The following is a 23,168-nucleotide window of genomic DNA, read 5'->3' as shown; positions in this document are numbered from 1 at the left end:
TCCCCTCAGATCGGCACCGGCGTCACGCGAGCGACGGCTCGGTGCTCACCTCTTCCGACTGCGAGATCGCGAATTCCAGCATCCGCAGCAGCACCTGCGTCACCTCACCGCGCCGGCGGGCGTCGCAGCTCAGGATCGGTACGGCCGGGTCGATCGCCATCGCCGTACGGACGCTGTCGAGCGAGTGGTGCAGGATGCCGTCGAACGTGTTGACCACCACGACGTACGGGATCTGCCGGTTGTCGAAGAAGTCGATCGACGTGAACGACTCGGCGAGCCGCCGCGTGTCGACCAGGACCACCGCGCCGATGCACCCGCGGACCAGGCTGTCCCACATGAACCAGAAGCGCTCCTGCCCGGGCGTGCCGAACAGGTACAGCAGCAGGTCGTCGTCCAGCTCCACCCGGCCGAAGTCCATCGCGACCGTGGTGGTCTCCTTCAACGGGATGCGGTCGATGTCGTCGACGTCGATGCTGGCCGCCGTCATGATCGCCTCGGTGGTCAGCGGCCGGATGTCGGAGACGGCACCGACGAAGGTCGTCTTGCCCACGCCGAAGCTGCCGGCGACGACGATCTTGACCGACGTCACGGTCGACGGCGCCATCGGGGAATCCTCACTCACCTTGTCGCCCCCTCGTCAGTGGTCGGCGGCGCGGTTGGCCGCCACCTTCGCGCGCAGCGTGTTGTCGTCGCGGGCGACCGGCGTCAGCATCCGGCCGACCCGGTCGACGAGCAGCGCCATCTCGTACGCGATCTGACCGATGTCCTCGGCGGGGTCGGTCAGCGCGGCCATGCACGAGCCGTCGCTGATGGACATCAGCAGCATCGTGCCGCCGTCCATCTCCACGATCGTCTCGTTGACCCGGCCCGCGTCGAAGCACTGCGCGGCGCCGTCGGTGAGGCTGACCAGCCCGCAGGCGACCGCCGCGAGCTGGTCGGCCCGGTCGCCGGGCAGTGCGTTCGAGGCGGCCAGCAGGAGGCCGTCGGCCGAGACGGCGACCACGTGGGCGACGCCCGGCACCCGCTCGGCGAAGTCGTTGATGAGCCAGCTGTATTCGTTCTTGCGGGCCAGCGCTGATTCCATGTTCGTCACTCCGTTTCTGGGCGGGGGTCACCGGCGGTCGAGTCGGCGGTCAGGGATTTCCAGGCCGAGCGGAGCCGCGGCGCGCCGCCGTCGCCGCCCTTGGCTCTGCGTACGCCACGCTGGAAGCTCGACAGGCGCAGCCGGGCCCGCGACGGGTCGCGGCGCGCGGGTTCCCCGGCCGTACCGGGGGCGGGGCGGGCGTTGCCCGGCAGCAGGTGCGAGCCCGCCTCCCGGATGGGCAGGCCGTCGTCGGTGTACGCGTACTCGCGGGGGCGGCGCAGGTCGGTCAGCACCGACCAGCCGTCGCCCGCCTCGGGCTCGTCCACGCCGGACGTCACGCTGCGCGCCTCGCCTGCGGTCCGCCGGGCGGCGAACCACCCGGACGCCACCCGCGCGGTCCGGTCCGCGCTGCGGCCGATCACCCGGTTCGGTACGCGGGTCGGCAGGTCCGTCGGGACGTCTGCGTGCGCCGCCTCGACGAGTTCCTCCGGGGTCCGTGTCCCGGCCGGGCCGGCAGTGGGTTGCCGTTCGGCGGTCTTGTGCTTGCGCCGCTTGGCGGCCGCCTCCAGGGCCAGCCGGCGATCCGCCCAGCCCGGCCGTTCCGCGTCGACCACCAGGTCGGCGGGGACGCTCACCACGGCGGTGACGCCGGTGAACTGGTCGCCACCGAGCAGTTCGACGCCGAAGCCGTGCCGGCCGGCGAGCCGCCCCGCGACCAGCAGACCGACCCGCTTCGACCGGGCCAGCTCGGTCGAGCCGAGCCGGGTGAGTTGCGTGTTCGCCTCCAGCACCTCGGCGTCGGACATCCCGATGCCCTCGTCGACGACAGCGATCGACAGGCTGCCGTCACGCAGCGTCTGCGCCTGCACGGCGACACGGGTCTCCGGCGGCGAGAACGACGTCGCGTTGTCGATGAGCTCCGCCAGCAACCGGATGAGGTCACCGGCCGCCGAGTCGGTGACCTTCGCGCGGGGCGGATCGACCACGTCGACGCGGCGGTAGTTCTCCACCTCCGACATGGCGGCCTGGATGATGGCGCCGACCGACGTCGGCTTCGCCGGCACCCGCACCAGCTCGGTGCCGGACAGGATCAGCACGTTCTCGTTGTTGCGCCGCATCCGGGCGATGAGGTGGTCCAGCTGGAAGAGCAGGGCCAGCTGTTCCGGTGCCTGCTCGCGGCTCTCCAGCCGTTCCATGAGCAGGAGCTGCCGCTGCACCAGCGTCTGGCTGCGCCGGAACATGTTGGTGAACACCTCGGCGTATCCGGCGCGCATCGCGCGCTGCGCGACAGCCGACTGCACCGCCTCGCGGCTGATCGCGTCGAACGCGGCGGCGACGCCGCGGAACTCGCGCGGCATCGCGGGCAGCAGGGCCGGTCCGGCCTCGACCGCCCGGCCGTCGCGCAGCTGCCCCAGGTTGGTGGGCAGGTGCTGGTGGGCGAGGTCCGTGGTGGCTACGCGCAGGTGCCGGGCCGACCGGCGGGCCTGCGTCGTCAGCAGTGCCCCGATCGCGACGCTGAGCAGGGCGGCGAGGCCCAGGGCGACGGTGCGGTCGCGCCGGTCGGCGGCGGCCGCGGTGGCGCGGCGGTGCGCGGCGGTCCCCGCATCGTCGAGGATCCGGCCGGCCGCCCGGTCCAGCCCCGACAGCACCGGCGGCACCGCGTCCTGCCAGGCCTGCACGCCACCGGTGGACCGCGGCGGCGCGGCCGCCAGGAGCGCGTTGCTGAGCCGGTCGAGGGTGGACCCGGCGGCGCCCGGCCCGGACGCCGCGTACAGGGCGGCCGCGTCGGCGGGGGCCAGCGTCCGGAACTGTGCGATCCCGCCGGTGTACCGGGCGAGCGCCGGCCCGGCATCCGGCGATCCGCTGCCGATCAGGATCCGGGCGAGGTCGAGATCCTCCCCCGCGCGTGCCAGCAGGGTCACGCCGGTCAGCTGCTGGGACAGCCGCGCGTCGCGGGCCGTCCCGGGCAGCGCGGCCAGCAGGCCGTACAGTCCGGTGGTGATCGTGGAATAGTCCGCGACCGCCCGCGACGGCGCCGCCACCTCGCGCGCCGCGACCAGCCGGGTCATCTGCCTGTCGGCCGCGTCCGCCAGTGCGACGCCGCCGGCCCGCACGTGCTGCTCGCTGGCCAGCCGGGCGAAGCTCGCATCGGTGAGCCGGCGCGCCTGCGACACCCCCGGCGTACCGTGCGCCACCGCGGCCCGCTCGCGTTGTACGGCGGCGAGCGTCTCGCTGAGCCGCGCAGCGGCGTCGGCGAGCCTGGCATCCTCCCGCGCGGCGGCGTCCTGCGCGGCGGCCTGCCGGACCGCCCCGGACCCCGCCACGATCGCGACGAGCACCGGCACCACCAGCACGGCCAGCGTACGGGCCGGGTTCGCCCAGTCCGGCCAGCCCGTCGACGCCCACAGGCGCCGCAACGGCGACGGCATGGCGGCCACGTCTGTCTCCCGTTCCCGATGTCAGGCGAGATTCGCCAGGCTGGCGTGGACCCGCTTGAGCAGCGCCACCGGTGGCCGCCCCGCGCCCGTGGTGGCGGACTTGTGCATCATCAGCAGGCCCCTGTCGATCGCGTCGCCGATCAGCACCTTCACCAGACCGACCGGCGCGTGCAGGGCCACCGCCAGCTCCGCGACCGACTGCGGGGACATGCAGTTCTCGCAGAGCTGGATCTCGTCGTCGTCGAGATCCGGCTCCCCCGCCCAGTGGTGGTGCACGCCCGTCGAGCTCAACAGGCTCTCGATCTGCAACGGGTGCGCGGTCTCGACCCGGCCGCCGGCCCGCACGTACGGGCGGATCAGCGCCGCCTCCACGTCGATCTCCAGGCGCACGTCGACCAGGTCCTCGTCGCGGCAGTCCGACGCGGACCGGTCCGGGCCGATCCGGCATCGCTCGGGCGCCCGTTCCAGGCCGGGCATCTCCGGCAGGGTGATGGGCGCGAGGTGGGTGAGCACCTCGACCACGAAGACGTTCGACGCGCTCGTGCCGGCCTCCTCGCCGGGGCCGCGGCTGCGGAAGTCGCGGGCCGCCCACTCGCGGTAGTCGGTCCATCCGTCGAAGCGGACACCGCCAGGGCGGCCCCCTGCGGTGCCGGTGCTGTCGTCCGAGGTCATCTCCACTCCCGATCCGTCATTGATGGTCGTCAGCGTGCAGCGAGCAGGACAGCGCCGGGCCGCCGCGCGGGGCGGTCAGCAGTTCCCCGTCCCGCGACAGGTCGGGCAGCGACCCGCCGCCGCCCGCGTTGTGCAGCGGCCAGGCCTCGTACGGTGCGTCGGCGGGGCCGTCCGCGGCGCAGGCGAAGGCCGGCTCGTCGCCCTGCCGCACCGCGGCGGCAGCCGCGGGAGTACGAGCCGTCACCAGGTAGAGGCGCCCACCGACGAGGGTGAACCCGACCATGTCGCCGCGGCCGGGATCCGCGGAGGGAGCGGCCGAGGTGGCCGTACCGGCGGTGGCCGGCGCCCGGACGATCCGCACCGGCGCCGGGCCGCCGGCCGGGCCGCCGCCGGTGAGGACGGCCGCCGTGCCCAGCGCGGCGAGCAGGATCACGACGGCCAGGGCGTACCTCATCGGCCCGGTCCGCTCGCCCGGACGGCGTCCTGGAAGGACAGTCGGCGGCGCGGGCCCCGCGCGGGAGCGGCCCGGCGGGCCGGGGTGGGATCCTGCCGGCCCAGTTCCTCGCCGTAGGCGAGCACGGCCGCCGAGCTGTCCAGTCCGACGACGCCGGTGAGCCGGCCGTCGCGGACGAAGCCGGTGATCGTCCCGCCGGCCGGGACCGCCGGGTGCAGCGGGATCTGCTCGTCGTCCGGATGAACCACGCCGACCGCCTGGATGCGGACGCCGTGCTGCTCGGACCAGATCCGCGGCACCGGCGTGAACGGCCGGGCCCGGTCGCGCCCGGCCAGCAGGCTCTCCGCGGCGGCCCGGCCCATCCCGATGGCGTTGGTCCAGTGCTCGACGCGGCGGGCCTCCCGGTCGAAGTGCAGGTTCGGCCAGCGCGCCACGTCACCGGCCGCGACGACGTCGTCGAGGCCCGCGACGTGGCAGGACGGGTCGCAGACCACGCCGTTGTCCAGCGGTACGCCGGAGTCCCGCAGCCACGAGACGCCGGGTACCGAGCCGGTCGCGACGACCACCGCCGCGAACTCGGCGCGGGTGCCGTCCGCCAGCCGTACCGTCACGCTGCGCCGGCCCACCCGCACGTCCTGGACGTCGGTGCCGAGGTGCAGTTCGACGCCGTTGCGGCGGTGCAGGTCGGTCAGCTCGCGGCTCAGTTCGCGGCCGAGCTGGCGCATCACGTACGCCGAACGTCCGACCACCATCACCTCGCGGCCGGTGTGGCGCAGGCTTCCCGCGAGCTCGCAGCCGACGAATCCGGTGCCCAGCACCAGGGTCGGCAGCCGGTTGCCGTTCAGGGCCCGCTGCAGGCGCCGCACGTCGGCGGGGGTACGCAGGGTGGTGATCCGTGGATGGCCGCTCGGGATGCCGTTGACCCGGCGGGCCTCCACACCGGTCGCGATGATCAGCCCGTCGTAGCCGAGTTCCTCCCCGCCGGGCAGGTGCAGGACGTGGCGGGCGGTGTCGAGGCGGGTCACCGGCGTGCCGAGGCGCCAGATCACGTCCAGGTCGTCGGGGATCTCCACGGCCAGGTCGGCGGCGTTCAGGCCGGCGGTCAGCGCGTGCTTGCTCAGGGCCGGCCGGTGATAGGGCATGGTCTCCTCGGCGCCGAGGACGACGACCTCGCCGGGGTACGCGAGCTCGCGGAGGCGCTCCGCGGCGCGCAGGCCCGCCATTCCCGTACCGACCACCACGATCCGGTTCATCCGTTCCCTCCCCGGGCTGCGGAGCCGCGCCTGCGGGACTCCTTGAGCTGGATGGCGCGCATCGGGCAGGCGCGGACCGCGGAACGGACGGCGGCGTTGAGCGTCACCTCGGGCTGCCCGCGGTACTGCAGGCGGCCGTCCTCGCGCAGCCGGAACACGTCGGGCGCCTCGGCCTGGCAGAAGCCGTACCGGTGGCAGCGCTGGTTGTCCACGCTGATCTCCAGCGGCGCCGAGCGGTGCCGCAGCCGTACGGCGGGGGCCGCCGCGTCGATCAGGCCGAGCCCGGCCAACAGCCGCGCGGGCAGCACCCGCAACGCGCCGAGGACGAGCACCGGCACGGTGGCCGTGATGCCGGCCAGCCAGTAGATCTCGAACGAGCTGTTGGCCCAGGCGCCCAGCCAGGCATGCACCACGCCCAGCGCGAACGCCACGTAGGCGAGCTGGTGGAAGCGCAGCCAGCTGCGGTAGCGCACCCACCGGTGCAGGCTCGCCGTGGCCACCAGGACGAGCATCAGGTCGAGCGAGATGATCCCCAGCGCGTGGCGCACGCTGCCGTTGAGGAACGGGACGACCAGGTCGATGCCGTGCAGCACCCGCTCGTCGAGCAGGGCGAGCCCGACGGCGTGCAGCGCGACGAACGCGACGGTCGCCGACGCCAGCATCATGTGCCCGCTGCGCAGCGCCTGGTGGCCGCTGGCCCGGCGCACCCAGCCGGTGGCGGTCAGGATGCCCCAGCAGAGCGTGAGGCACATGAACAGGTAGCCGAGGCGGGCCGCGAACGCGGCGACCTGGCGTACGCCGCTGTCGTGCGGGTCGATGCCCCCGGCCAGCACCACGACGTGGTGGGTGGTCACTGTGCGGCCGCCCGGCGCTCGTACCGGGTCAGCACCCGCACCGCGGCGACGCTGGCCAGCAGGACCAGCAGCCCGACCGCGGCGCCCTCTACCCATTCGCGACGGCTCGGCACCGGCTGGAACTGCGCGGCGGCGGTGGCGGGTACGTAGAGCGAGTCGGAGCGGACCAGCGCGGTGCTCTCCAGCAGCGTCATGTGGCGCAGGACGATCTCGTCGGCGCGCTGGGCGAACGCGCGCATCACGTCGTTGCGGGTGTGTGCCCGCACCTGCGCGACGAGCGGGAAGATGCTGCCGTGGGCCTGCCGGGTGAGGTTGGCCCAGACCGTGTCGGCGTCCGCTCCGGACCGGCCGAGGATGTCTCGTTCCCAGGCCCGCTGCAGCGGGTTCGGCTGGGTCGGCAGGGTGACGCCGAGCTGGGCCGCGGTCTGCGTCACCGCCGCGTCCAGCTCGTGGTGCTCCCGGCCCAGTTGCGCCGCCACCGCGCGGACCTGCGCGTTCATCGAACGCTCGGCGATCCGTGCGCTGGTCGGGCCCTCCCAGAGGTTCGCCCACGCGACGTTGATCAGCAGGTTGCGGTCGTACTGGGAGAGCGGGCCCCACTCGGTGGCGTGGTCGGTGGTGTCGAGGTCGCCGCGCAGCGGATCGATGTCGTTTCCGGCGGCGCTCGCCGGTCCACCGGCCAGTACCGCGCCCAGGGTCGCCGAGGTCGCCAGCGTCGCCGCGGTCGCCAGCCACGCCGCGCGCCGCCGGGTGTCGTTGCTGCTCATCGCCGCGCACCGTCCTGTCCGGAGGAGATGTTGCCGTCCCTGCGACGGATCCAAGCGGGGTGTGGTTCACCGTCCGGCGCGGGGATTTTCGTTCAGAGACCGTCCACGGGAGGCACGGTCCCGGGCGGGCCCGCCGCGACCTGCCGCGGCCAGCGATGCCGGTTCTCCCAGCTGGCCGCCGCCCGTTCGGTGATCGCCTGGACCTCCTGCTTCGCCGCGGCGGAGATCGGCCCGGCGTCGGGCTCCCGGTACCAGGGGCGGAGCCGGATCAGCGCGGGCCGGACGCCGGTGGCCAGCAGCAGCGCCGTGCCCTTGGGCAGCGCGCGGATCTTGTCCGCCGGCAGCACCTGCTCCTGGCGGTACGAGATGGACCGTGACGACCCGTCCCGGCTGCGGGAGTAGCTGGCCGTCCGGACGTCGTGCTGGCCGACCAGCCGGGCGATCTTGTCGACGAAGTCGGCGTCGTCGAGCCCGGCACCGAGCAGCTTGACGGTGGCGGCGCTCCACAGCGCGTCCATCCCCGGCTCGCCCCAGACCCGTACGCCCTGGCGGTAGCTCTGCAGGAGGGTGACCACGTTGATGCCGCGCGAGCCGAGGTGGCTGTAGAGGTCGGGCAGGTCGGAGATGCGGCACACGTTGGCGGCCTCGTCCAGCACGGCGGTCATCGGCGGGTCGAGCCGGCCGCCCATCCGTTCCGCGGCGACCACACCGGCGCGCATCGTGGCGTCGGCCAGGCCCGCGATCACGCCGGCCGCCGAGCCGCCGCCGTCCTTGGACAGCAGGAACAGGGTGTCGCGGCCGAGGACGTGCTGCTCGGGCAGGAACTGCGGGAGCCGGTGGTCCGGGGTCACCCAGGCGAGGATGCCGGGGTCGAGCAGGCACGCCACGCACTGCCGGGCGGTCTCGTAGATGCCGTCGCGCGTCTCGACGGCACCGCGTACGGTGCCCTGCAGTTGCTCGGCCATGGCCGGCATGCCGACCTGCCGCAGCAGGTCGATCGGGGTCCGGTCGGCGGGGTCGGCGAGCCAGGCCAGCAGGTCGGTGACCGGCGCACCGCCGCGGGCCGCGGCGAGGAACAGCGCGGTCAGCGTGTTCTGCGCCGCCGAGATCCAGAAGTCCTTCTTGGACGCGTCGTCGTTGACAGAGCTGACGAAATGCCCGGACAGCCTTCGGGCGCCCTCGATGGTGTCGCAGTCGGCCAGCATGTCCCACCACATCTCGCGCGGGGCGTGCGCGATGCCCTGCGGGTCGAACGTCCAGACCCGCCCGACCTTCGCGCGTTCCTGCCGGGTGACGGTGAAGACGTCGGACTTGTTCGAGGTGAGCAGCACGCAGCCGCGGGCCCGCAACAGTCGCGGGATGGCGATGCCGGTGGACTTGCCGGCGCGCGGCGCCATCAGATCGAGTTCCACGTCCTCGAAGGACGAGCGCAGTTCCGGCCCGGCCGGGTCCAGGTCGCCGAGCAGATTGCCGGTGTCGTCGGGGTGCAGCCGCTTGACGCCCTTGAGTGACGGGCGCAGGTCGCGTGCGCGGGCCCCGATGCCCTGCGGGGTCATGCCGTGCAGCTCGCTGCGCCGGGCCAGCCCCCTGGTACGCCCGGCCCGGCGGTACATCCGCCGCGCCAGCAGCACCACGGGCGGCACGACCAGCAGGAGCAGCACGACCGCCGTGCCGTAGACCGCCCACGGGGAGGCGCCCGGCCACACCCGTTGCGGGGCGCCGACGATCAGGGCGAGGTAGACCCGGCCCGCGAACGGCGGCGGGTGCCAGCCGTGCCCGGTGACCGCGGCGCCGATCGTGCCGCCGAGCCACAGCACGCCGAAGACGACCAGGTTGAGCAGCGCGAACCCGGGGATGATCCAGGGCAGATACTCGCCGCCGACGCCGCGCCCGCCCGCTTCGGAACTCATCCGTCGCCCGCGGTCAGCGCGGCCCGGTGCGCGGCCCGTTCCTCGGCCACCCGTTCGCTGTAGCCGTTCGACACCCAGCGGGTGTTGGTGTCGTGCAGGTGGCGTTCGGTGTCCGTGATCGCCACCCGGATCGGGACGCCGGGCCGTCCGCCGACCTTGATCAGGAAGCGGCCGCGGCCGGGCGGCTCCTCGTTGGCGCCGTTCTGCGCCCAGCCGGGCGGCGAGGACCAGGACGAGACCAGTTCGATCTCGCGGCGGGACAGCCCCACCACCTTGCCCAGTTCCTCCATCTCGGCGCGGGGCAGGCCCGCGCAGGCGACCATGCCGGCGCGCTCGACGAAGCCCCGTGCCTTGGCCTTGTCGGCCTCGGTGCCCAGCGCCTCGGCGTCCTTCAGGGTGTGCGTGATCTTCGCGTCGGCGAGACCGAGGGACCGGTTCAGCCGGGTCAGCGCGTCGATGCGGTCGACGATGCCGGACGCGGCCCGCATCGGGCGCCACAGCTCGTCCAGGATGGTGAAGAACCACCGCCGGGGCGCCAGTCCCGCGTCGGCCAGGGCGTGCGAGGCGGCCGCCGTACCGAGCCCGTCGGACCAGGCCGCGAGCATGGCCGCCGCGGTGAGCTGGCCGTCGGCCTCGCCGATGCGGGAGATGTCGATGCAGACGGCGGTCGCGTCGGGGTCGACGTGCGTGGAGGTCTCGGAGGCGAACGTGTCGCCCAGCGGACCGTCCAGGATGCCGAGCAGGGACCGGTGCAGGGGGTCGACGGCGTCGCGGTACCGCGCCTCCTGGCCACGGTCCAGCGTGACCTGCCGGACGCGGGGCGGCCCCTCCTCCAGGACGCGCAGCAGGTCGGGCAGGTAGAAGGTGCCGCCCTCGGCCGTACGTTCGCGCAGGTGCCGCAGGCAGGCCGACAGCACCGACTGCTCGTGGTCGCTGATCGGCGCGCCCCGCACGATGGTGAGCAGTGCCGCCACCATGTTCAGCACCCGCCCGTGGGTCTCCGCGGCCAGAGCCTCCCCGGCCCGCCCGCCGATCCGGGCGGCCGCCGCGCCCATCGCCCCCGGGTCGAGGACGTTCAGGCCGCCCATCCCCCGGCCGATCGAGATGACCTGCCCGCCCAGGGCCCGTACGGTGTCCGCGTAGTCGGGCTTGAGGTCGCCGAGGACCAGCGGCACGACGCCCTGCGCGGCGAGCCCGATCAGCATCCGGTTGATCAGCGTCGACTTGCCCAGACCCGGCATGCCGAGCATGAACAGCGACGGGTTGGAGATGTAGCGGGCGCGGGTGAACCAGTTGAGCGGATCGCCGCACACCGTCGCGCCGGTGCTGAGGTGCTGGCCGAGCGGCACGCCGGTCATCGGGGCGCCGGACCCGGAGGCGAACGGCCACAGCCCGCACGCCTGCACCGTGGTCGCCCGCCACATGGTGGGCGGGTCCAGGGTCGCCACCCGGCCGCCGCCGAGGGCGGCGGAGCCGCGGTGCGGGACGCTGTCGTCGCGGTCGGCGTCGGCCAGCCGTTGCATGCTCCGGTTCTCCACGAGCAGCGCCCGCGCCTGCTGTTTGCGTGCCTTCTTCCGGGCCCGCGGCCTGCCTGTCTCGTCGAGTTCCCGCTCCTGTTCCGCTTCGGGCGGGACGACCAGGCCGTGCAGCGCGGTGGTGGGGCCCGAGGCGCCCTTGGCGAAACCCGAACCGGGGTCGTGCACCCGCAGGGTCACAGTGCCTCCTTGAGCTGGTGCGGCACCATCGTCTGCTCCCACGGCAGCAGTCCGACGGGCAACGCGCAGGTGAACGCGGCCGCCTGCATCCGGTCGGCCGGCCGCATGGAGATCCGGGTCGCGCCGAGCAGGTTGCGCATCGTCGTGTTGGCCTCGGCGACCTCGGCCAGCGAGTCGACAGTCAGCGTCACCACCGCGGAGAACTCGACGAGACCGGCACCGGTGGCCTCCTCGGCGGCGGTCTGCTCGGCGGCCTGCACCTCCGAGACCGCTCGGGCGCGGACCAGGCCGCGGGTCGAGTTCGCCATGAACTGCGCCGCCCGCCGGTCCGCCTCGACCAGCCGGGCCGAGGTGGCCGGGTCGATCGGGCGGTAGATCAGCGCCACCCGCTTGCGGCGGATCCCGGACACCGGGCCGAGCAGGCTGCGCAGGATGCCGGCGCGGACCGTACCGCGCGGCGCCATGGTCAGCAGCCAGCTGCGGGAGACGCCGGAATCGTGCTGGTAGCTGGTGACCGTCTCCACGGTGGCGGCCGGTCCGGCGTCGGACCACTCCAGGCCGGTTTCGCCCTGCTGGGCGCGCACGTCCAGCACGTCGGAGGAGACCGCCGGGTCGTAGGCGACCCGGACCACCTCGGCGATGCGCTCGGCCGACAGCGGCTCCGCGGAGCCGCCTCCGGCGGAGACCAGACCGTTGAGTACGCCGTGCAGCCGCAGCGCGAGATCGGTGAGCATTTCCTCCTTGTCGCGCCGGCTGCCGCCCACCGGGGCGTACGTCAGCGTGATGTACGTGTTCATCTCGGACGACGCGTCCGGATAGCCGGCGACGACCTCCTCCATCACGGCCCGCGCGGCCGGCGGGGCGTCCGGGGAGATCCGGGTGAGTACCTCGGTGGCCAGCCGCGTGCCCGGGTCCGGTGCGGTCTCCACGACCACCGACGCGCCGCGCAGGCCGGGCTCGTGCGCCAGCCGGGACAGCCACTCACCCCACATGGCGACCCAGATGTCCACCTGGTCGGAGTCGACGAGCGACCCGCCGTCCGGCTCGCAGCTGATCACGACAGTGAACAGGTTGCGGTGCTTGTGGTGCAGGACGCCGAAGGGGCGGTCGTACGGGTCGCGGCCCTCCAGCATGGTGACGTCGCTGAGCATGCCCGGTGGCCGGAACCGGCCACCCGGCCGGGCGGACAGCGGCCCCGATGCGTAGACGTGCTGCCGCTTGGACTTGCGGCGCAGCCAGCTCACCCGCAGCCCCGCCATGTTGTAGACGTTGCGGCCGTCCTGCGTACGGATCGCCAGCGGCGCCACGCCGATCGCGATCGGTACGGCCACGATGATGGCGGCCCGCAGCGAGATCATCGAGGCGAGCAGGGTCACGACCAGTCCGCCGAACGTGCCGACCGTGCCGATGAGCCCCAGTGGACCCAGCCCGGCCTTGCGGGGCCGCCGCCAGTTGCCGTACGTCGGGGTCTTGTACGTGTCCGTGGTCATGACTCTCCCGGATTACTTGGTGGGTGCGCCGCCGGTGCCGCCGCCGCCGAAGAACCAGCTGACGATCGGCCCGGCCGTGGCGACGAGGATGCAGCCGCCCAGCACCATGCCGAGCCGGCTCATGTGTTCCGAACTCTCACCGCGCTTGTGGGAGATGGCCATCATCGCGCCGGTGACCAGGACCCCGACCACCCCGGCCGCGGTACCGGCCCAGGCGACCAGGTTCAGCGCGGTCGTGACGTAGGTGACCAGCGGGCCGGGGGCGGATCCGCCCGAGGTGGGCTGCGGCACGTCGGCGGGCACGAGGCGCGCCAGCACGCTGTGATAGGACATCGACATTTCTCCTCCGGTTATCTGAAGGCTTCAGCGCAGCTCGGCGCGCTGCAGCGACGGGATGAGCGCGCCCAGCTTGACCACCTGCGACGGCAGCCGCTCGGACTGCTTGCCCAGGCGCCACTGCGGCACCCACGGCACCCGCCACACCGGTACGCAGGCCCGCAGCACCTTGATCCGGCGGACCAGGTCCCGCGGCAGGCGCCCCGGCGCGTCCGCGACGAGCACCAGCCCGGTGATCGCCATGCCGGCGGGGTGCCGGCCCTCCCGGATGGCGTTGAGGGCCTGTGACGCCGCGCGCATGCCACCCGCGTTCGTCCGGGCCACCAGCAGGACGCGGGCCGGTTCGTCATTCGGGTCGGGCCACCGGCAGCCGACGTCGACGCCGCCGACGGCCGCGGCCAGCGTGGTGGCGCCCGCACCACCGTGCGCGGCGACCCAGCAGATGCCCTGCGCCGCCCACCCGGGCGTGCCCTGTTGCCGGTGCTGGGGTTCGCGCGGCGGCAGGGTGCTGACCCGGGCTCCCGGCGTGGCGTCGTAGGTGGCCGGCACACTCGCCCGGGCCAGCACCGGCGGCAGCGCCGCGGTCGGCTGGGTCCAGGTCGGCGTCGGCAGGCTGTGCAGATGCCTCGGCGGATGCGGCGCACCCGCCGAGACGTCGGGTGGCCACGGTGCCGCCCCGACCCCTGACTCGTGGCCGGGCTGCGCCGGCGGGTACGCCCCACGGGCGGACATCCCACCCGCTGCCGGCCCCTCCTCCGGCTCGGGCGAGGAGGCAGTGTTGGCTCTCACCGGGACACCCCTTCCGTCGTTCGTGCTGCTCCGTGGTCGACCGCACAACGGGTGTCCGGTGGGCCGGGTTCACGGATTCACGAACTTCTTGGAGGGTGGCCGGTCAGTCCGGCGGGGTGTCCTCCGGTGGGAGGTCCCGGTCCGGGTCGGCGTCCGCTTCCCCCGCCGGCGGGACGCCGTCCGGCTCGAACAGCACGGCCATCGCGGCGATGGTCTCCACCATCTCGTCGGCCACGGTCCGGCAGGGCACGCAGCAATCGAGGTGCCTGCGGACCGCCTCCGCCTGCGGCTCGTCGAGCGCGTCCATGTAGTACGCGCCGACCAGGTGGACGGCGTGCGGCCCGCTGCCGTTGAGTTCAGCCGTCATCGGTTCACAACCACACCGGTCATCGTACGGGTCCCGCAGCGGGCTCGACGGTCGGCCGCTCCTTCGCCCGGTGCTGGCCCGGCTTGCACCCGGCGAACGGGCCGGACGGGTTGCGGAGCACCTCCATGATCGGCCCCAGCCAGTCCCGATGCCATTCCAGCGGGCCCATCGCGTCGGCCTCCGCACCGGTCTTCGCCTGCCATCCGAGCCAGAGCGCATGCAGGTAACCGATCGCCTCGGTGTGCTGATGCCACTGCGGACACCACGGCGACTGCGACGTCACCTCGGCGCCGTAGACCGGCAGCAGCAGATGCTCCACCCAGAAGGTGAGCCGCTCCAGCTCGTCGGCGTACTCGTCGCCGCTGAGGTAGAGGATGAAGAACGGTTGGGGCGGCTCGGCCTTCTCCGGCGCAACGGGCTGCATGACTTCTCCCTGGTGTCGATGGATTCCTAGCGGCGCCGTTGCCGACGGGCCGACTTCGCGCGTGTCGACAGGCCGTTGCGCGCCGTCGCCGACAGAGCCACCGGGCGGATGCTCGGCAATGCCGCGGCGGCGGTCAGAGCGTCCCGGGCCACGTGGGCGGCGCGGTCCCGGAACTGGTAGCCCGCCATGCGTTCGCGCCACTCCCCCGCCTTCGCGGGATCGCCGTACGCGGTGACCTTGTCGTCGAACTCTTCCTTGTGGGACCGCGCCTGCTGCTGCGCGAGCTCGCTGCGCGCGCTGCGCAGCCGGGCGGCGAGGACGTGCCGGTCCGCGCTCGCGCCGTCGCGCCCCTCGCGCGGGCGGCCGCGGACGGCAGCCGCCTCGGACACAGCAGCCGGGCCGCGGTCCGCGGGCGGTCGCGGGGGCGCCGGCTGGCGCGTACCGCTGTCATCACCGTGGGGTCGACCACGCCTGCGCATCTCTTCCTCCCACGGTGGCCGGCTGTTCCTCGTTCACCTGGTGCGCGCGCTAACGTCCGCCGGTCGCGCGACGCGCGGGCGTCGGCGCCACGGGCGCGGTCTGCCGGCGCCGCACGTCGCCGGACGGCGGGCTCGTGGATCCCGTACGGCTCTGCGGCGGCGTACGCGGCGCCCGTGTCGAGGTACCGGCGGCGGCGACCGCCTGCAGCTCGGTGGATGCGCTCGCCGCCTCGGGGTCCGCGCTCCGGCGGGCCCGCTCCTGCTGGGCCCGCCGCTCCGTGAACCACTCGTACGCCTTGTCGACGACGTTCTTTGTCGTGTCGAGACCGTAGGTGACCAGGCCGTGCACTTCGCTCTTCTCCTTGCCGGTGGCCACGTCGTAGATGGCGGCGAAGTTGTTGGCGGCGTGGCCGACGTAGACGGCCGCGCTGAAGTACTCGCTCTTGCCGAGGTGGTCGATCGACTTCGCCAGGGCGTCGGCCACGCTCGCCGACAGCACCGTCAGCTGCACCGGTCTCGAACCGCTGCCACCTGTCTTCTCCGCGACGAGGCTGGCCAGTGCGGCGCCCTGCTGCGTGCCCCAGGAGCCGTACTTCTGCCAGTGCTCCCACGCCGCCGAGGCGAGCTGCCGGGCCCGCTCCTCCACCGGCACCGGCCGGCTCGCGGCCGCACCGGACTCGGCGGCGGCACCGGCGCCGGGCGTGGCCGGGCCGGTCGTGGGCGGGCCGGTCGTGGGCGGGCCGGTCGTGGGCGGTGGCGCGGCCGGCCGTTGGTCGCGGCCCTCTGTCACCTCTGGCATACCGGCCCTCCCGATCCGCAGGAACGCTTGCTGGTGTCACAACGGCGCGGCGGGCGCGCCGGTTCACGCGGACCGGACGTGACACCGTCGCGCCGTTCAGATGCCCGGCGTGATGGCCGTCCAGACGATGATGATGAGTCCGACCACCCCGCACAGCAGCAGGATGAAGAGCCCGCCGGAACCGAGTAGTGCCCAGAGCACCCACATCAGGTTCTGGGAGGTGTCCTTCTTGCTCATTCGGGAGACTCGATTCCGCTTATCGGGCGGGTCCGGCGCGGCGGGCCCCGGGGAGGGTGGGGCCCGCCGCGCCCGGTTCCGCGGCCGGGGTCAGCGCTGGTTGCCGCCGCCGTCGTCGTCGTGGATGCCCGGCGCCGCGCTGTTGCCGAGGCTGCTGAGCGACGAATAGGCCCGCGTCGCACCGGTCGCGGCCGCCTGTGTGCCCTGGGCGGCGACCCGCACCGCCCCGGCCGCCATCCCGGCGGCTCCGGCGACGGCGCCCAGGCCGCGCATGCCCGCACCGGGAGACGACCCTCCGGAACCGCCGCCCGACTGGCCGGTGCGGCCCGCGCCGCCACCGCCCCCGCCACCGCCGCCCCCGCTGCCACCGCCCCCGCTGCCTCCCGCGGAGGCGGCACCGGTGGCGGCACCGCGGGCCGCGCCGGCGAAGCCCTGCGCGAAACCGGCACCCTTGCCGGCCATCGCCGCGGCGGCACCCGCGGCGGCACCGCCGGCGCCGACCGCGGCGGCCATGCCGTCACCGGAGCCCAGCGCCGAGGCGGCGGGCACGATCAGCCGCAGCAGCGCGGGCATGGCGACCGTGGAGAGCAGCAACAACCCGCACCCGGCGATCTTCTGCTGGGCGGCGTCGGCGCCGCCGTCGGTGGAGATCATCACTACAGCGCCGTAGAGCACCAGGGCCACCGCGGGCTTGTAGACCAGCCACGCCACCATCCAGGCGATGTGCTTGCGCCACCAGCCGCCGCCCCACTGCGTCATCGACGACGCGGCGGCCAGCGGGAGCGTGCCGAACAGCATCACCATCACGCCGAGCCGCAGGTACAGCATGACGATCTGGACCAGCGCCGACAGGATCAGCAGCAGACCCACCACGATCAGCAGGAACGTCGCCAGGTCCACGTTGCCGCAGCGCGACATCACGAATGTCAGCTGGTCGATGGAGATCTTGAACAGGTGACCGGTGTATCTGTCCGACAGCGTGCCGAGGTTCGTCACCACGTACGTGGACGCGCCGGCCACCAGGATCATCCGTACGATGCCCTTCAGGGCGGTCGTGCCCGCCTCGCCCTTGCGCTCCAGCGCCATGCGGGCCGCCGCGAACAGCAGCGACGCCACCGCGATCGCGACGACCAGCCACTTGATCTGGTCGGTGATGCGCCCGGCGTTCTCCTCCCCCTTCGGGCCGAGGGTGGGCACGTCGTTGATCTTCTGCATCATCTGGATGCCGGCGTTGACGATCGCGTAGGCGATCGTCCGCAGCACCCCGCCGACGCCGTTGTCGGCGAGGTCGCTGACCCAGCCGAACGCGCCACCGTAGGTGGCATCTCCGGAACTGCAGGCGGCCATCTCAGGTCCTCCACATGACGAATCCGGCGGGGTCCGGCACCGGCGCTTCCGCCGAGTACAGGTCACCTCCCGACAGCGGTTGGATCTTCCAGTCCCCACCGGCGAAGGCCATCGTGTAGTCGACCCTCGTGTACTGCCCCTGACCGTCCTTGATCAGCAGCCGTACCGTGGCCTGCTCCGGGGAGTAGTCCTGCAGCAGGAAGCCCGCCAGGGTCCGGGCAATGTACTGCGGCGGGGTGTCCGGAATGGACGCCCGCATCGCCGCGAACATGTCCCGTGGGTTGCCCGGCACCACCTGTTGCGCGACGACAGCGCGCCACCGTGGCCCGCTCAGCTGCCGCGGGATGACCGTGGCCGCCAGGACGGCGCCCCGCGGGGTGTGCGCGAAACACCAGAGGACCGGCCCGTCGTCGCGCAACGGCCCGGCGGACGCCGACACCGGCACCGACCCGCCGTTGAGCGGCCGCCAGGTCACATCGCCCGGCGGCTCGGTGGGCGGCGACTGGTCCGAGTCGTCGGTGTCGCAGCCGTCGGGCCGGGTCCGGCCCGGATTCAGCGACTCCGTCAGCGGCCCGACCATCGGCGCCGTCTCGGCCGCGCCGCGTGGCTCCGCATGGCGGCCCAGTGCCGCGAACACCCCGAAGACCAGCACGACGGCGAGGAAGCCCGCGGACAGCTGCCAGCCCCGCTGCTTCCAGAAGGGCCGGTCGTCCCGGTCGTCGGCGCCGGATCGGCGAATCACCACTTCTGCCTCCCTGGATCAGTACGGAAGTCCGAGAAAGGACACCACCGGGCCGGCGGTGGCTCCGACCAGGCAGGCCGCGCCCACGTAGAGGAAGCCGCGCCAGTGCTCGGAGAACTCGCCCGGCTCGCCGCGGCGCATCTGCAGGGCCATGTTCATGCCGGTGACGATCAGTCCGGCGACCGCCGCCGCCGTCACGCACCAGGCCAGCAGGTTGAGCAGGGACATCGCCGGATCGTTGGGGTCGGCGGCGTTGATCGCGAACGGGGCGACCGACGGCGGGCTGACGGGTACGGCCGGCGCCTTCGGCGTGTTGCACCGGATCGGCCAGTTCTCCGTGGTGCCCGAGACCTCGCAGTCCGTGGCACCGGTGATCAGCTTGTTGTCCTGGGTCTCGGTGCCGAAGAACTTGTCGACCTCGGTGTCCAGGAAGACCTCGTCGAGTGAATCGGTGACGTCGGCCGTCAGCGTCCACGAATTGTTGACACTCAGCCAGCCGGAGCACGACCGGTCGCTGCCGGCCGGCCGTTTCATCGTGGTGGTGGTCTTGAGGCAGAACCGCACGACGAACGCGCCACCGTTGTTCTTGACGTTCAACGTGACCTGCGAGGCGCCGTCCTTCTTCGCGATGACGCCGCCGGCCGACGCGGGCGCGGCGACCGGCAGCACGGCGAACGCCGCGCCCGCGACGACCGCGATGCACCACCGGACCGGACGGAACGACGTACGCATGCGGTTACCGCCCTTCGAAGGTCCCCCACCGGGCAGCCGCCCGGGTCGACCCGCTACAACGGAGCACCGGCACCGCCGGTTCACGGGAACGCCTGCCCGGATGTCGCCCGGTGCGCGCCCATCGCCCCGTCCGTGTCGGTGATGGCGGTCTCCCACCGTGACCGCAGGTGCTGCATGGCGATGGGCGCACCGGTGTCGATCCGCAACAGGCACATGCCCTGCGGCAGCGACATCAGGTCGTCGCGCAGGTGCGCGGGCAGCGAGTAGAGGTCGATGCAGCGCTGGGCGTCGGCGGCCCGCCCCTGGGCGTACAGGTAGACCGTGCCTGCCTCCTGCAGCATGCTGATCGCGGGCGAGTCGGCCGGGATGTCCGAGGCGTGGTGCAACGCCACCACGTTGGCCAGGCCGATACCGCGCGACAGCTTGCTGTTGCGCTGGAAGATCCGGGCGCCGACGCCCTCCGCCAGATGCCACCCCTCCTCCGCCACGAACGTGGTCAGCCAGCCCCGTTCGCGCCGCAGCAGGTTCGTCAGCCAGGTGTTGAGCACGGTCATCACCAGCGGGACCGCGGGCCCGTCCGCGGGCAGCTGCGACAGGTCGAACGAGGTGAGCCGTTCGGAGAGCGTCACGTCCGGCGACGTGGGGCCGTCGAAGAGCCCGGCCAGGTCGTCGCCGATCAGCCGTTCCAGGTCGAACCGCATGGTCAGCGCCGCGTCCGCCCAGCTCTGCCGGGCGCCAGGGGTGTCCAGGCCGCCGAACTTCGCCACCGGCGGCGGCGCGGTCAGCGCCCGGACGACGTCCTGCAGCACCGGCACCCGGCCCTCGTCCTCCGCGGCCTCCAGCGCCCGCAGGTGCGCGGCCCGCAACGCCGCGCCCTGCCACGAATCCACCGGCCGCCCCGACGCCACCTGCACCACGGCCCGCAGCAGCTGCAGCTGCCCGGCGACTGTCGTTCCCGCGTCCGCCGACACGTTGATCACCGGGTCCAGCAGGTTGATCCGGCTGCCGCCACCACCCAGCTCGAACCGGATCGGCGAGCCGCCGAGCTGCCGGCAGATCTCGCTGAACTCGCCCTCGCCGTTCTGGTCCTTGCGGTCGGCGACCACCGCCCGGCGGCGCCGGAAGGTGAGCTGCCGTACCACGAACACGGTTTTCAGCAGGCTCGACTTGCCCTTGCCGAGGTCGCCGAGGACCACCACGTTGGGCGAGGAGACCACCTTCTTCTCGTACGCGGTGAACGGGTCGTGGTAGACCGGCTGGCCGGTCGTCAGGTCGATCCCGTTGACCAGCCCCTCCACCGCCGTGGGTGGCGCCGAGATGGCGGTGCACAGCACCTCCGCCTGCCGGGTGGTGCTGGGGATACCGGGGACGCGGGGCGCGTAGAGGCCGAGCCGGCCCAGCACGGGCGAGCGGCGCCACCGCCACGCCTGCGGCCGCAGGACGTCGGTCACGATGCGATCTCCATTCCCCGCCAGACCGGCCAGGTGGCCGGGAGCGCCTCGTCATGGCGGCAGCCGAGCCAGTCGAGCTGGGCGATGCCGCACTCGTCGGCGGCGTCACCGATGCGGGTGGACGCCTGGATGACCGCGTCGGCGCTGGGCGCGCTGACCGACACCCACCCGGTCCAGTGCGCGCCGTGGATGCCCGAGCCCGGTTGCAGATCCGCGAGGCGCTGCGCGGACGCCGACAGCTGCACGGCCTGGGTGCCGTCGTCGATCGCGCCGCGGCGGGCGGTCTCCTCGCCCTGCCCCACGTCCATCGTCAGGTCCTGGCGGGCCCGGCGGCGGGCCTGCGCCGCCGGCTGCACCGTGACGCAGAGGCTGATGGTGCGGTGCACCGGCGCGGCCATGCCGTACAGCAGCGGGGCGATCCACCTGGTGCCGACCGGCTCGGCGGTCACCGCCGATCGTGGGATCGCGGCGACGCGGTGCCACCACCGTTCGTCGACGACAGTGCCGTGCCGCTCGGCGCGCTGCCCGCGCAGCCACGTCGCCGGTGACACGTCGACGGTCTGGTCGATCGGGAAGTCGGGGTTCTGCAGGTGCCGCAGGAGTGCCGCCAGGTGGTGCGCGGAGAGGATCCGCGGCTGCCGCAACCCGGCCGAGGCGGCCAGCGAGGCGACCCAGCGCGCCTGGGCGAGCGCCAGCCGGGCGATGCCCTCCTCGCCCGGCCCGCAGGCGGCGGCCTCCTGCAGGAACGCCGCCGACAACGGCATCCGTACGGCCAGGTAGTGCCGGACCATCTCGGTCGCGCCCGCGGTCATCCGCACCAGCTCCGCGTACGAGCTGAGCAGCAGCTCGGGGGCGGCCGGGTCGACGTGGCTGGCCGCCCACTGCTCGTGCGCGGCGGAGTCGAGCGGCACGATCCGGGTCACCGACTGGATTCCGCCGATCAGTCCACTGTCGCGGGCCAGCCGGCCGAGCAGCCGTCCGTACGCGGCGGCCGCCTGGTCGTAGTCCCGGTCGGTGCGCAGCCCCGGCGCCTGCCCGTCGACCTCCAGCGCCACCGACAGGTAGCGGGGCTCGCCGGGCGGGCGGTGCAGCAGCACCGTACCGGGTTCCCCGTCGACGCCGAGCCATTCGACGCCTTCGAGGCCGGGCGCCTCGTCGCGGATCGACCGGGCCCAGGTGCGCACCGCGCGACGCTGCTGCCGGGTCGCCGGGGCGGCGACCGGCGAAGCCAGGTGCAGCGGAACCAGCGTGGTCTCGCCGCGGCGGCGGCGCAGCCGCCAGCGCACCGCTAGCGCGAACTCCCGGCCCGGCGACCGGCCGGTCACCGGGTTCTGCCGGGTCAGCGCGAACAGGGGGGTGAACAGCAGCACCGCCGAGGCGATGCCCGCCGGCCCGCCGACGGTGACGGCCAGCAGCGTCCCGGCGACGAGGGCGCCGGCCAGGACGACGTTGCCGATGCGGCTGCGGGCGCCGCCGAGCATGGTACGGCGGCGCAGCTCGCCGCCGAGTCGTGAGGTGCGTGTCTCCGGGGTCATCGTGCGGCGCTCCGTCGGGTGAGTTCGGGTGCCGGCGGGGCCATGTCGATCGCCTGCTCACCGAAGGGCGGCAGCGCGGTCGGATCGACCCGGCGTGCGGCGCCCTCCGGCGCGGTCCGGGGCTCGGTGCCGCCCGGCGTGGTTCCGGATTCGGTGCCGCCCGGCGCGGTTCCGGATTCGGTGGCGGCGGGTGCGGTCCGGGGTTCGGTGGCGGCGGGTGCCGGGATCCGCCCGGCGGCCCGGCCCGACATCGCGGGACGGTGCGGGTGGGTCACCGGCAGCCCGGTGAGCGCCGCCGCGCCGGGAGGTCCGGCCAGCGGCAGGGCCGGGCCGCCCGGGAGCCCGCTCATCCGGCGGTGCGACATCTGCAGCATGGTCGCGCTCGGCCCCTGGCCCTGCGCGGGGCTGCGCCGGGTCCGCGCGTACCGGTCGGTGGCCGACACCGGCAGGCGCGGCGCCATCCTGATCAGCGTCCACGGGGCCAGCCCGACGAAGAGCAGCGTCAGCGCCCCCATCAGGGCCGGCAGGAGGATCCGCCAGCCCGGATCGGCGCCGGGCCGGGCGGTGAAGACCGACCCGCTGATCCGGGCGACCGTGCCGATCAGGAAGAACAGCAACGGCTTGGCCAGCAGCAGCGCCAGCCAGGTCGCCGGCAGCCGCAACGCCCGGCTGCGGGTGGCCGGGTCGATCAGCGCCACGAAGGACACCGCCATGACCGCGCCGGTGAGATACAGCACCAGCGTCTGCGCGGTGAGCCCGCCGACCATGCCGGCCAGCCCCACGAAGGCCAGTGCCATCACCAGCAGCGCGACGATCGGGCCGCCCGGCAGCGCGTCCGGGTCGGAGACGACCACCATCGAGGTCAGCCTGCCCGGCAGCGAGCCGACATCGGCGGCGAAGTAGCCGGTGATGCTGGCGGTGGCGGCGTCGGTCAGCTGCACGATCAGCTGCCCCAGGGCCGGTGCGAACAGCACCAGCAGCATCGCGGCCGGCACCCACCGCCACAGCGACTCGGCCATCGACTGCCCGCTCAGGTCACCCGACGAGGCGCGGTAGAACAGCCGCGCCAGCATGACCACCAGCACGAACATGGCGATGCCGGCGCCGGCCGCGTAGGTCGACAGGAACTGCCGCGACCCGATGTCCGGCGACGCGACGTGCGACAGCTCCGCGAACGTCGTGCCCAGCAACGACTTCAGGCTGCGGGCGAGGAAGGCGGCGGCGTCGGCCATGGCCGTGTCGAGCGAGCCGCCACCCGGTGCGGCGGGTGGTGCACCCACGTCGGTCCACATG

General features: G+C 73.7%; 24 protein-coding genes. All 24 read right to left on the bottom strand.

Annotated features, from left to right (window positions below):
- Positions 1–22 precede the first annotated feature (22 nt).
- Positions 23–604 (bottom strand): GTP-binding protein, encoded by a 582-nt coding sequence (locus ACMCNN_RS11075; protein WP_412746090.1) that lies wholly within the window; start codon positions 602–604, stop codon positions 23–25.
- A gap of 33 nt (positions 605–637) precedes the next feature.
- Positions 638–1,084 carry a roadblock/LC7 domain-containing protein gene (locus tag ACMCNN_RS11070; protein ID WP_412746089.1) on the bottom strand — a complete coding sequence of 149 codons (447 nt, stop codon included), beginning with the start codon at positions 1,082–1,084 and terminating at the stop codon, positions 638–640.
- 5 nt (positions 1,085–1,089) lie between these two features.
- A complete protein-coding gene (locus tag ACMCNN_RS11065) occupies positions 1,090–3,513 on the bottom strand; it encodes a nitrate- and nitrite sensing domain-containing protein (protein ID WP_412747135.1) in 2,424 nt (807 codons plus the stop codon).
- A gap of 30 nt (positions 3,514–3,543) precedes the next feature.
- A complete protein-coding gene (locus ACMCNN_RS11060) occupies positions 3,544–4,194 on the bottom strand; it encodes a DUF742 domain-containing protein (protein WP_412747134.1) in 651 nt (216 codons plus the stop codon).
- Positions 4,195–4,210: 16 nt separating this feature from the next.
- On the bottom strand, positions 4,211–4,648 hold the full coding sequence (locus ACMCNN_RS11055; RefSeq protein WP_412746088.1) for a hypothetical protein: 438 nt from the start codon (positions 4,646–4,648) through the stop codon (positions 4,211–4,213).
- Positions 4,645–5,901 (bottom strand): NAD(P)/FAD-dependent oxidoreductase, encoded by a 1,257-nt coding sequence (locus ACMCNN_RS11050; RefSeq protein ID WP_412746087.1) that lies wholly within the window; start codon positions 5,899–5,901, stop codon positions 4,645–4,647. The genes ACMCNN_RS11055 and ACMCNN_RS11050 overlap by 4 nt, the downstream gene beginning before the upstream one ends.
- Positions 5,898–6,755 (bottom strand): ferredoxin, encoded by an 858-nt coding sequence (locus tag ACMCNN_RS11045; protein ID WP_412746086.1) that lies wholly within the window; start codon positions 6,753–6,755, stop codon positions 5,898–5,900. Before ACMCNN_RS11045 ends, ACMCNN_RS11050 begins: the two co-directional genes overlap by 4 nt.
- Positions 6,752–7,522 (bottom strand): DUF4142 domain-containing protein, encoded by a 771-nt coding sequence (locus ACMCNN_RS11040; RefSeq protein WP_412746085.1) that lies wholly within the window; start codon positions 7,520–7,522, stop codon positions 6,752–6,754. The genes ACMCNN_RS11045 and ACMCNN_RS11040 overlap by 4 nt, the downstream gene beginning before the upstream one ends.
- Before the next feature lie 92 nt (positions 7,523–7,614).
- On the bottom strand, positions 7,615–9,432 hold the full coding sequence (locus tag ACMCNN_RS11035; RefSeq protein ID WP_412746084.1) for a type IV secretory system conjugative DNA transfer family protein: 1,818 nt from the start codon (positions 9,430–9,432) through the stop codon (positions 7,615–7,617).
- Positions 9,429–11,147, bottom strand: coding sequence for an ATP/GTP-binding protein (locus ACMCNN_RS11030; protein ID WP_412746083.1), 1,719 nt, complete (start codon positions 11,145–11,147; stop codon positions 9,429–9,431). The genes ACMCNN_RS11035 and ACMCNN_RS11030 overlap by 4 nt, the downstream gene beginning before the upstream one ends.
- On the bottom strand, positions 11,144–12,637 hold the full coding sequence (locus ACMCNN_RS11025; protein WP_412746082.1) for an SCO6880 family protein: 1,494 nt from the start codon (positions 12,635–12,637) through the stop codon (positions 11,144–11,146). Before ACMCNN_RS11025 ends, ACMCNN_RS11030 begins: the two co-directional genes overlap by 4 nt.
- Before the next feature lie 12 nt (positions 12,638–12,649).
- The gene (locus tag ACMCNN_RS11020; protein ID WP_412746081.1) at positions 12,650–12,970 is read right to left on the bottom strand and encodes a hypothetical protein; all 321 of its coding nucleotides are present in this window, start codon (positions 12,968–12,970) and stop codon (positions 12,650–12,652) included.
- A gap of 30 nt (positions 12,971–13,000) precedes the next feature.
- Positions 13,001–13,762 (bottom strand): DUF6668 family protein, encoded by a 762-nt coding sequence (locus ACMCNN_RS11015; RefSeq protein WP_412746080.1) that lies wholly within the window; start codon positions 13,760–13,762, stop codon positions 13,001–13,003.
- Between the two features lie 103 nt (positions 13,763–13,865).
- Positions 13,866–14,129 (bottom strand): zf-HC2 domain-containing protein, encoded by a 264-nt coding sequence (locus tag ACMCNN_RS11010; protein WP_412746079.1) that lies wholly within the window; start codon positions 14,127–14,129, stop codon positions 13,866–13,868.
- Between the two features lie 19 nt (positions 14,130–14,148).
- On the bottom strand, positions 14,149–14,553 hold the full coding sequence (locus tag ACMCNN_RS11005; protein ID WP_412746078.1) for a DUF4913 domain-containing protein: 405 nt from the start codon (positions 14,551–14,553) through the stop codon (positions 14,149–14,151).
- A 26-nt stretch (positions 14,554–14,579) separates the two neighbouring features.
- Positions 14,580–14,942 carry a hypothetical protein gene (locus ACMCNN_RS11000; RefSeq protein ID WP_412746077.1) on the bottom strand — a complete coding sequence of 121 codons (363 nt, stop codon included), beginning with the start codon at positions 14,940–14,942 and terminating at the stop codon, positions 14,580–14,582.
- Between the two features lie 139 nt (positions 14,943–15,081).
- On the bottom strand, positions 15,082–15,831 hold the full coding sequence (locus ACMCNN_RS10995) for a hypothetical protein (protein WP_412746076.1): 750 nt from the start codon (positions 15,829–15,831) through the stop codon (positions 15,082–15,084).
- Positions 15,832–15,927: 96 nt separating this feature from the next.
- Entirely contained in the window at positions 15,928–16,068 is a 141-nt protein-coding gene (locus ACMCNN_RS10990) for a hypothetical protein (RefSeq protein WP_412746075.1), read from the bottom strand.
- A gap of 90 nt (positions 16,069–16,158) precedes the next feature.
- Complete coding sequence (locus ACMCNN_RS10985; protein ID WP_412746074.1) at positions 16,159–17,415, bottom strand: hypothetical protein; 1,257 nt, start codon at positions 17,413–17,415, stop codon at positions 16,159–16,161.
- Between the two features lies 1 nt (position 17,416).
- A complete protein-coding gene (locus ACMCNN_RS10980) occupies positions 17,417–18,160 on the bottom strand; it encodes a hypothetical protein (RefSeq protein WP_412746073.1) in 744 nt (247 codons plus the stop codon).
- Positions 18,161–18,175: 15 nt separating this feature from the next.
- Positions 18,176–18,889 (bottom strand): hypothetical protein, encoded by a 714-nt coding sequence (locus ACMCNN_RS10975; protein ID WP_412746072.1) that lies wholly within the window; start codon positions 18,887–18,889, stop codon positions 18,176–18,178.
- An 80-nt stretch (positions 18,890–18,969) separates the two neighbouring features.
- Positions 18,970–20,340 carry a hypothetical protein gene (locus ACMCNN_RS10970; RefSeq protein WP_412746071.1) on the bottom strand — a complete coding sequence of 457 codons (1,371 nt, stop codon included), beginning with the start codon at positions 20,338–20,340 and terminating at the stop codon, positions 18,970–18,972.
- Positions 20,337–21,875 carry an SCO6880 family protein gene (locus ACMCNN_RS10965; protein ID WP_412746070.1) on the bottom strand — a complete coding sequence of 513 codons (1,539 nt, stop codon included), beginning with the start codon at positions 21,873–21,875 and terminating at the stop codon, positions 20,337–20,339. Before ACMCNN_RS10965 ends, ACMCNN_RS10970 begins: the two co-directional genes overlap by 4 nt.
- Positions 21,872–23,167, bottom strand: coding sequence for a hypothetical protein (locus ACMCNN_RS10960; RefSeq protein ID WP_412746069.1), 1,296 nt, complete (start codon positions 23,165–23,167; stop codon positions 21,872–21,874). Before ACMCNN_RS10960 ends, ACMCNN_RS10965 begins: the two co-directional genes overlap by 4 nt.
- Position 23,168: the final 1 nt, after the last annotated feature.

The sequence above is a fragment of the Krasilnikovia sp. MM14-A1004 genome (assembly GCF_047159485.1).
Taxonomy (GTDB): Bacteria; Actinomycetota; Actinomycetes; order Mycobacteriales; family Micromonosporaceae; genus Actinoplanes.
The sequence above is the reverse complement of the archived record's forward strand: the minus strand, read 5'-3'. Positions and strand labels throughout refer to the sequence as shown.

Coding starts and splice junctions, on each gene's coding strand:
- ACMCNN_RS10965 (WP_412746070.1), bottom strand. CDS start 21,875: ATGACCCCGGAGACACGCACCTCACGACTCGGCGGCGAGCTGCGCCGC.
- ACMCNN_RS11070 (WP_412746089.1), bottom strand. CDS start 1,084: ATGGAATCAGCGCTGGCCCGCAAGAACGAATACAGCTGGCTCATCAAC.
- ACMCNN_RS11060 (WP_412747134.1), bottom strand. CDS start 4,194: ATGACCTCGGACGACAGCACCGGCACCGCAGGGGGCCGCCCTGGCGGT.
- ACMCNN_RS11035 (WP_412746084.1), bottom strand. CDS start 9,432: ATGAGTTCCGAAGCGGGCGGGCGCGGCGTCGGCGGCGAGTATCTGCCC.
- ACMCNN_RS10960 (WP_412746069.1), bottom strand. CDS start 23,167: ATGTGGACCGACGTGGGTGCACCACCCGCCGCACCGGGTGGCGGCTCG.
- ACMCNN_RS11040 (WP_412746085.1), bottom strand. CDS start 7,522: ATGAGCAGCAACGACACCCGGCGGCGCGCGGCGTGGCTGGCGACCGCG.
- ACMCNN_RS11050 (WP_412746087.1), bottom strand. CDS start 5,901: ATGAACCGGATCGTGGTGGTCGGTACGGGAATGGCGGGCCTGCGCGCC.
- ACMCNN_RS11065 (WP_412747135.1), bottom strand. CDS start 3,513: ATGCCGTCGCCGTTGCGGCGCCTGTGGGCGTCGACGGGCTGGCCGGAC.
- ACMCNN_RS11055 (WP_412746088.1), bottom strand. CDS start 4,648: ATGAGGTACGCCCTGGCCGTCGTGATCCTGCTCGCCGCGCTGGGCACG.
- ACMCNN_RS11025 (WP_412746082.1), bottom strand. CDS start 12,637: ATGACCACGGACACGTACAAGACCCCGACGTACGGCAACTGGCGGCGG.
- ACMCNN_RS11075 (WP_412746090.1), bottom strand. CDS start 604: ATGGCGCCGTCGACCGTGACGTCGGTCAAGATCGTCGTCGCCGGCAGC.
- ACMCNN_RS11005 (WP_412746078.1), bottom strand. CDS start 14,553: ATGCAGCCCGTTGCGCCGGAGAAGGCCGAGCCGCCCCAACCGTTCTTC.
- ACMCNN_RS10990 (WP_412746075.1), bottom strand. CDS start 16,068: ATGAGCAAGAAGGACACCTCCCAGAACCTGATGTGGGTGCTCTGGGCA.
- ACMCNN_RS11020 (WP_412746081.1), bottom strand. CDS start 12,970: ATGTCCTATCACAGCGTGCTGGCGCGCCTCGTGCCCGCCGACGTGCCG.
- ACMCNN_RS11010 (WP_412746079.1), bottom strand. CDS start 14,129: ATGACGGCTGAACTCAACGGCAGCGGGCCGCACGCCGTCCACCTGGTC.
- ACMCNN_RS10995 (WP_412746076.1), bottom strand. CDS start 15,831: ATGCCAGAGGTGACAGAGGGCCGCGACCAACGGCCGGCCGCGCCACCG.
- ACMCNN_RS10975 (WP_412746072.1), bottom strand. CDS start 18,889: ATGCGTACGTCGTTCCGTCCGGTCCGGTGGTGCATCGCGGTCGTCGCG.
- ACMCNN_RS10985 (WP_412746074.1), bottom strand. CDS start 17,415: ATGGCCGCCTGCAGTTCCGGAGATGCCACCTACGGTGGCGCGTTCGGC.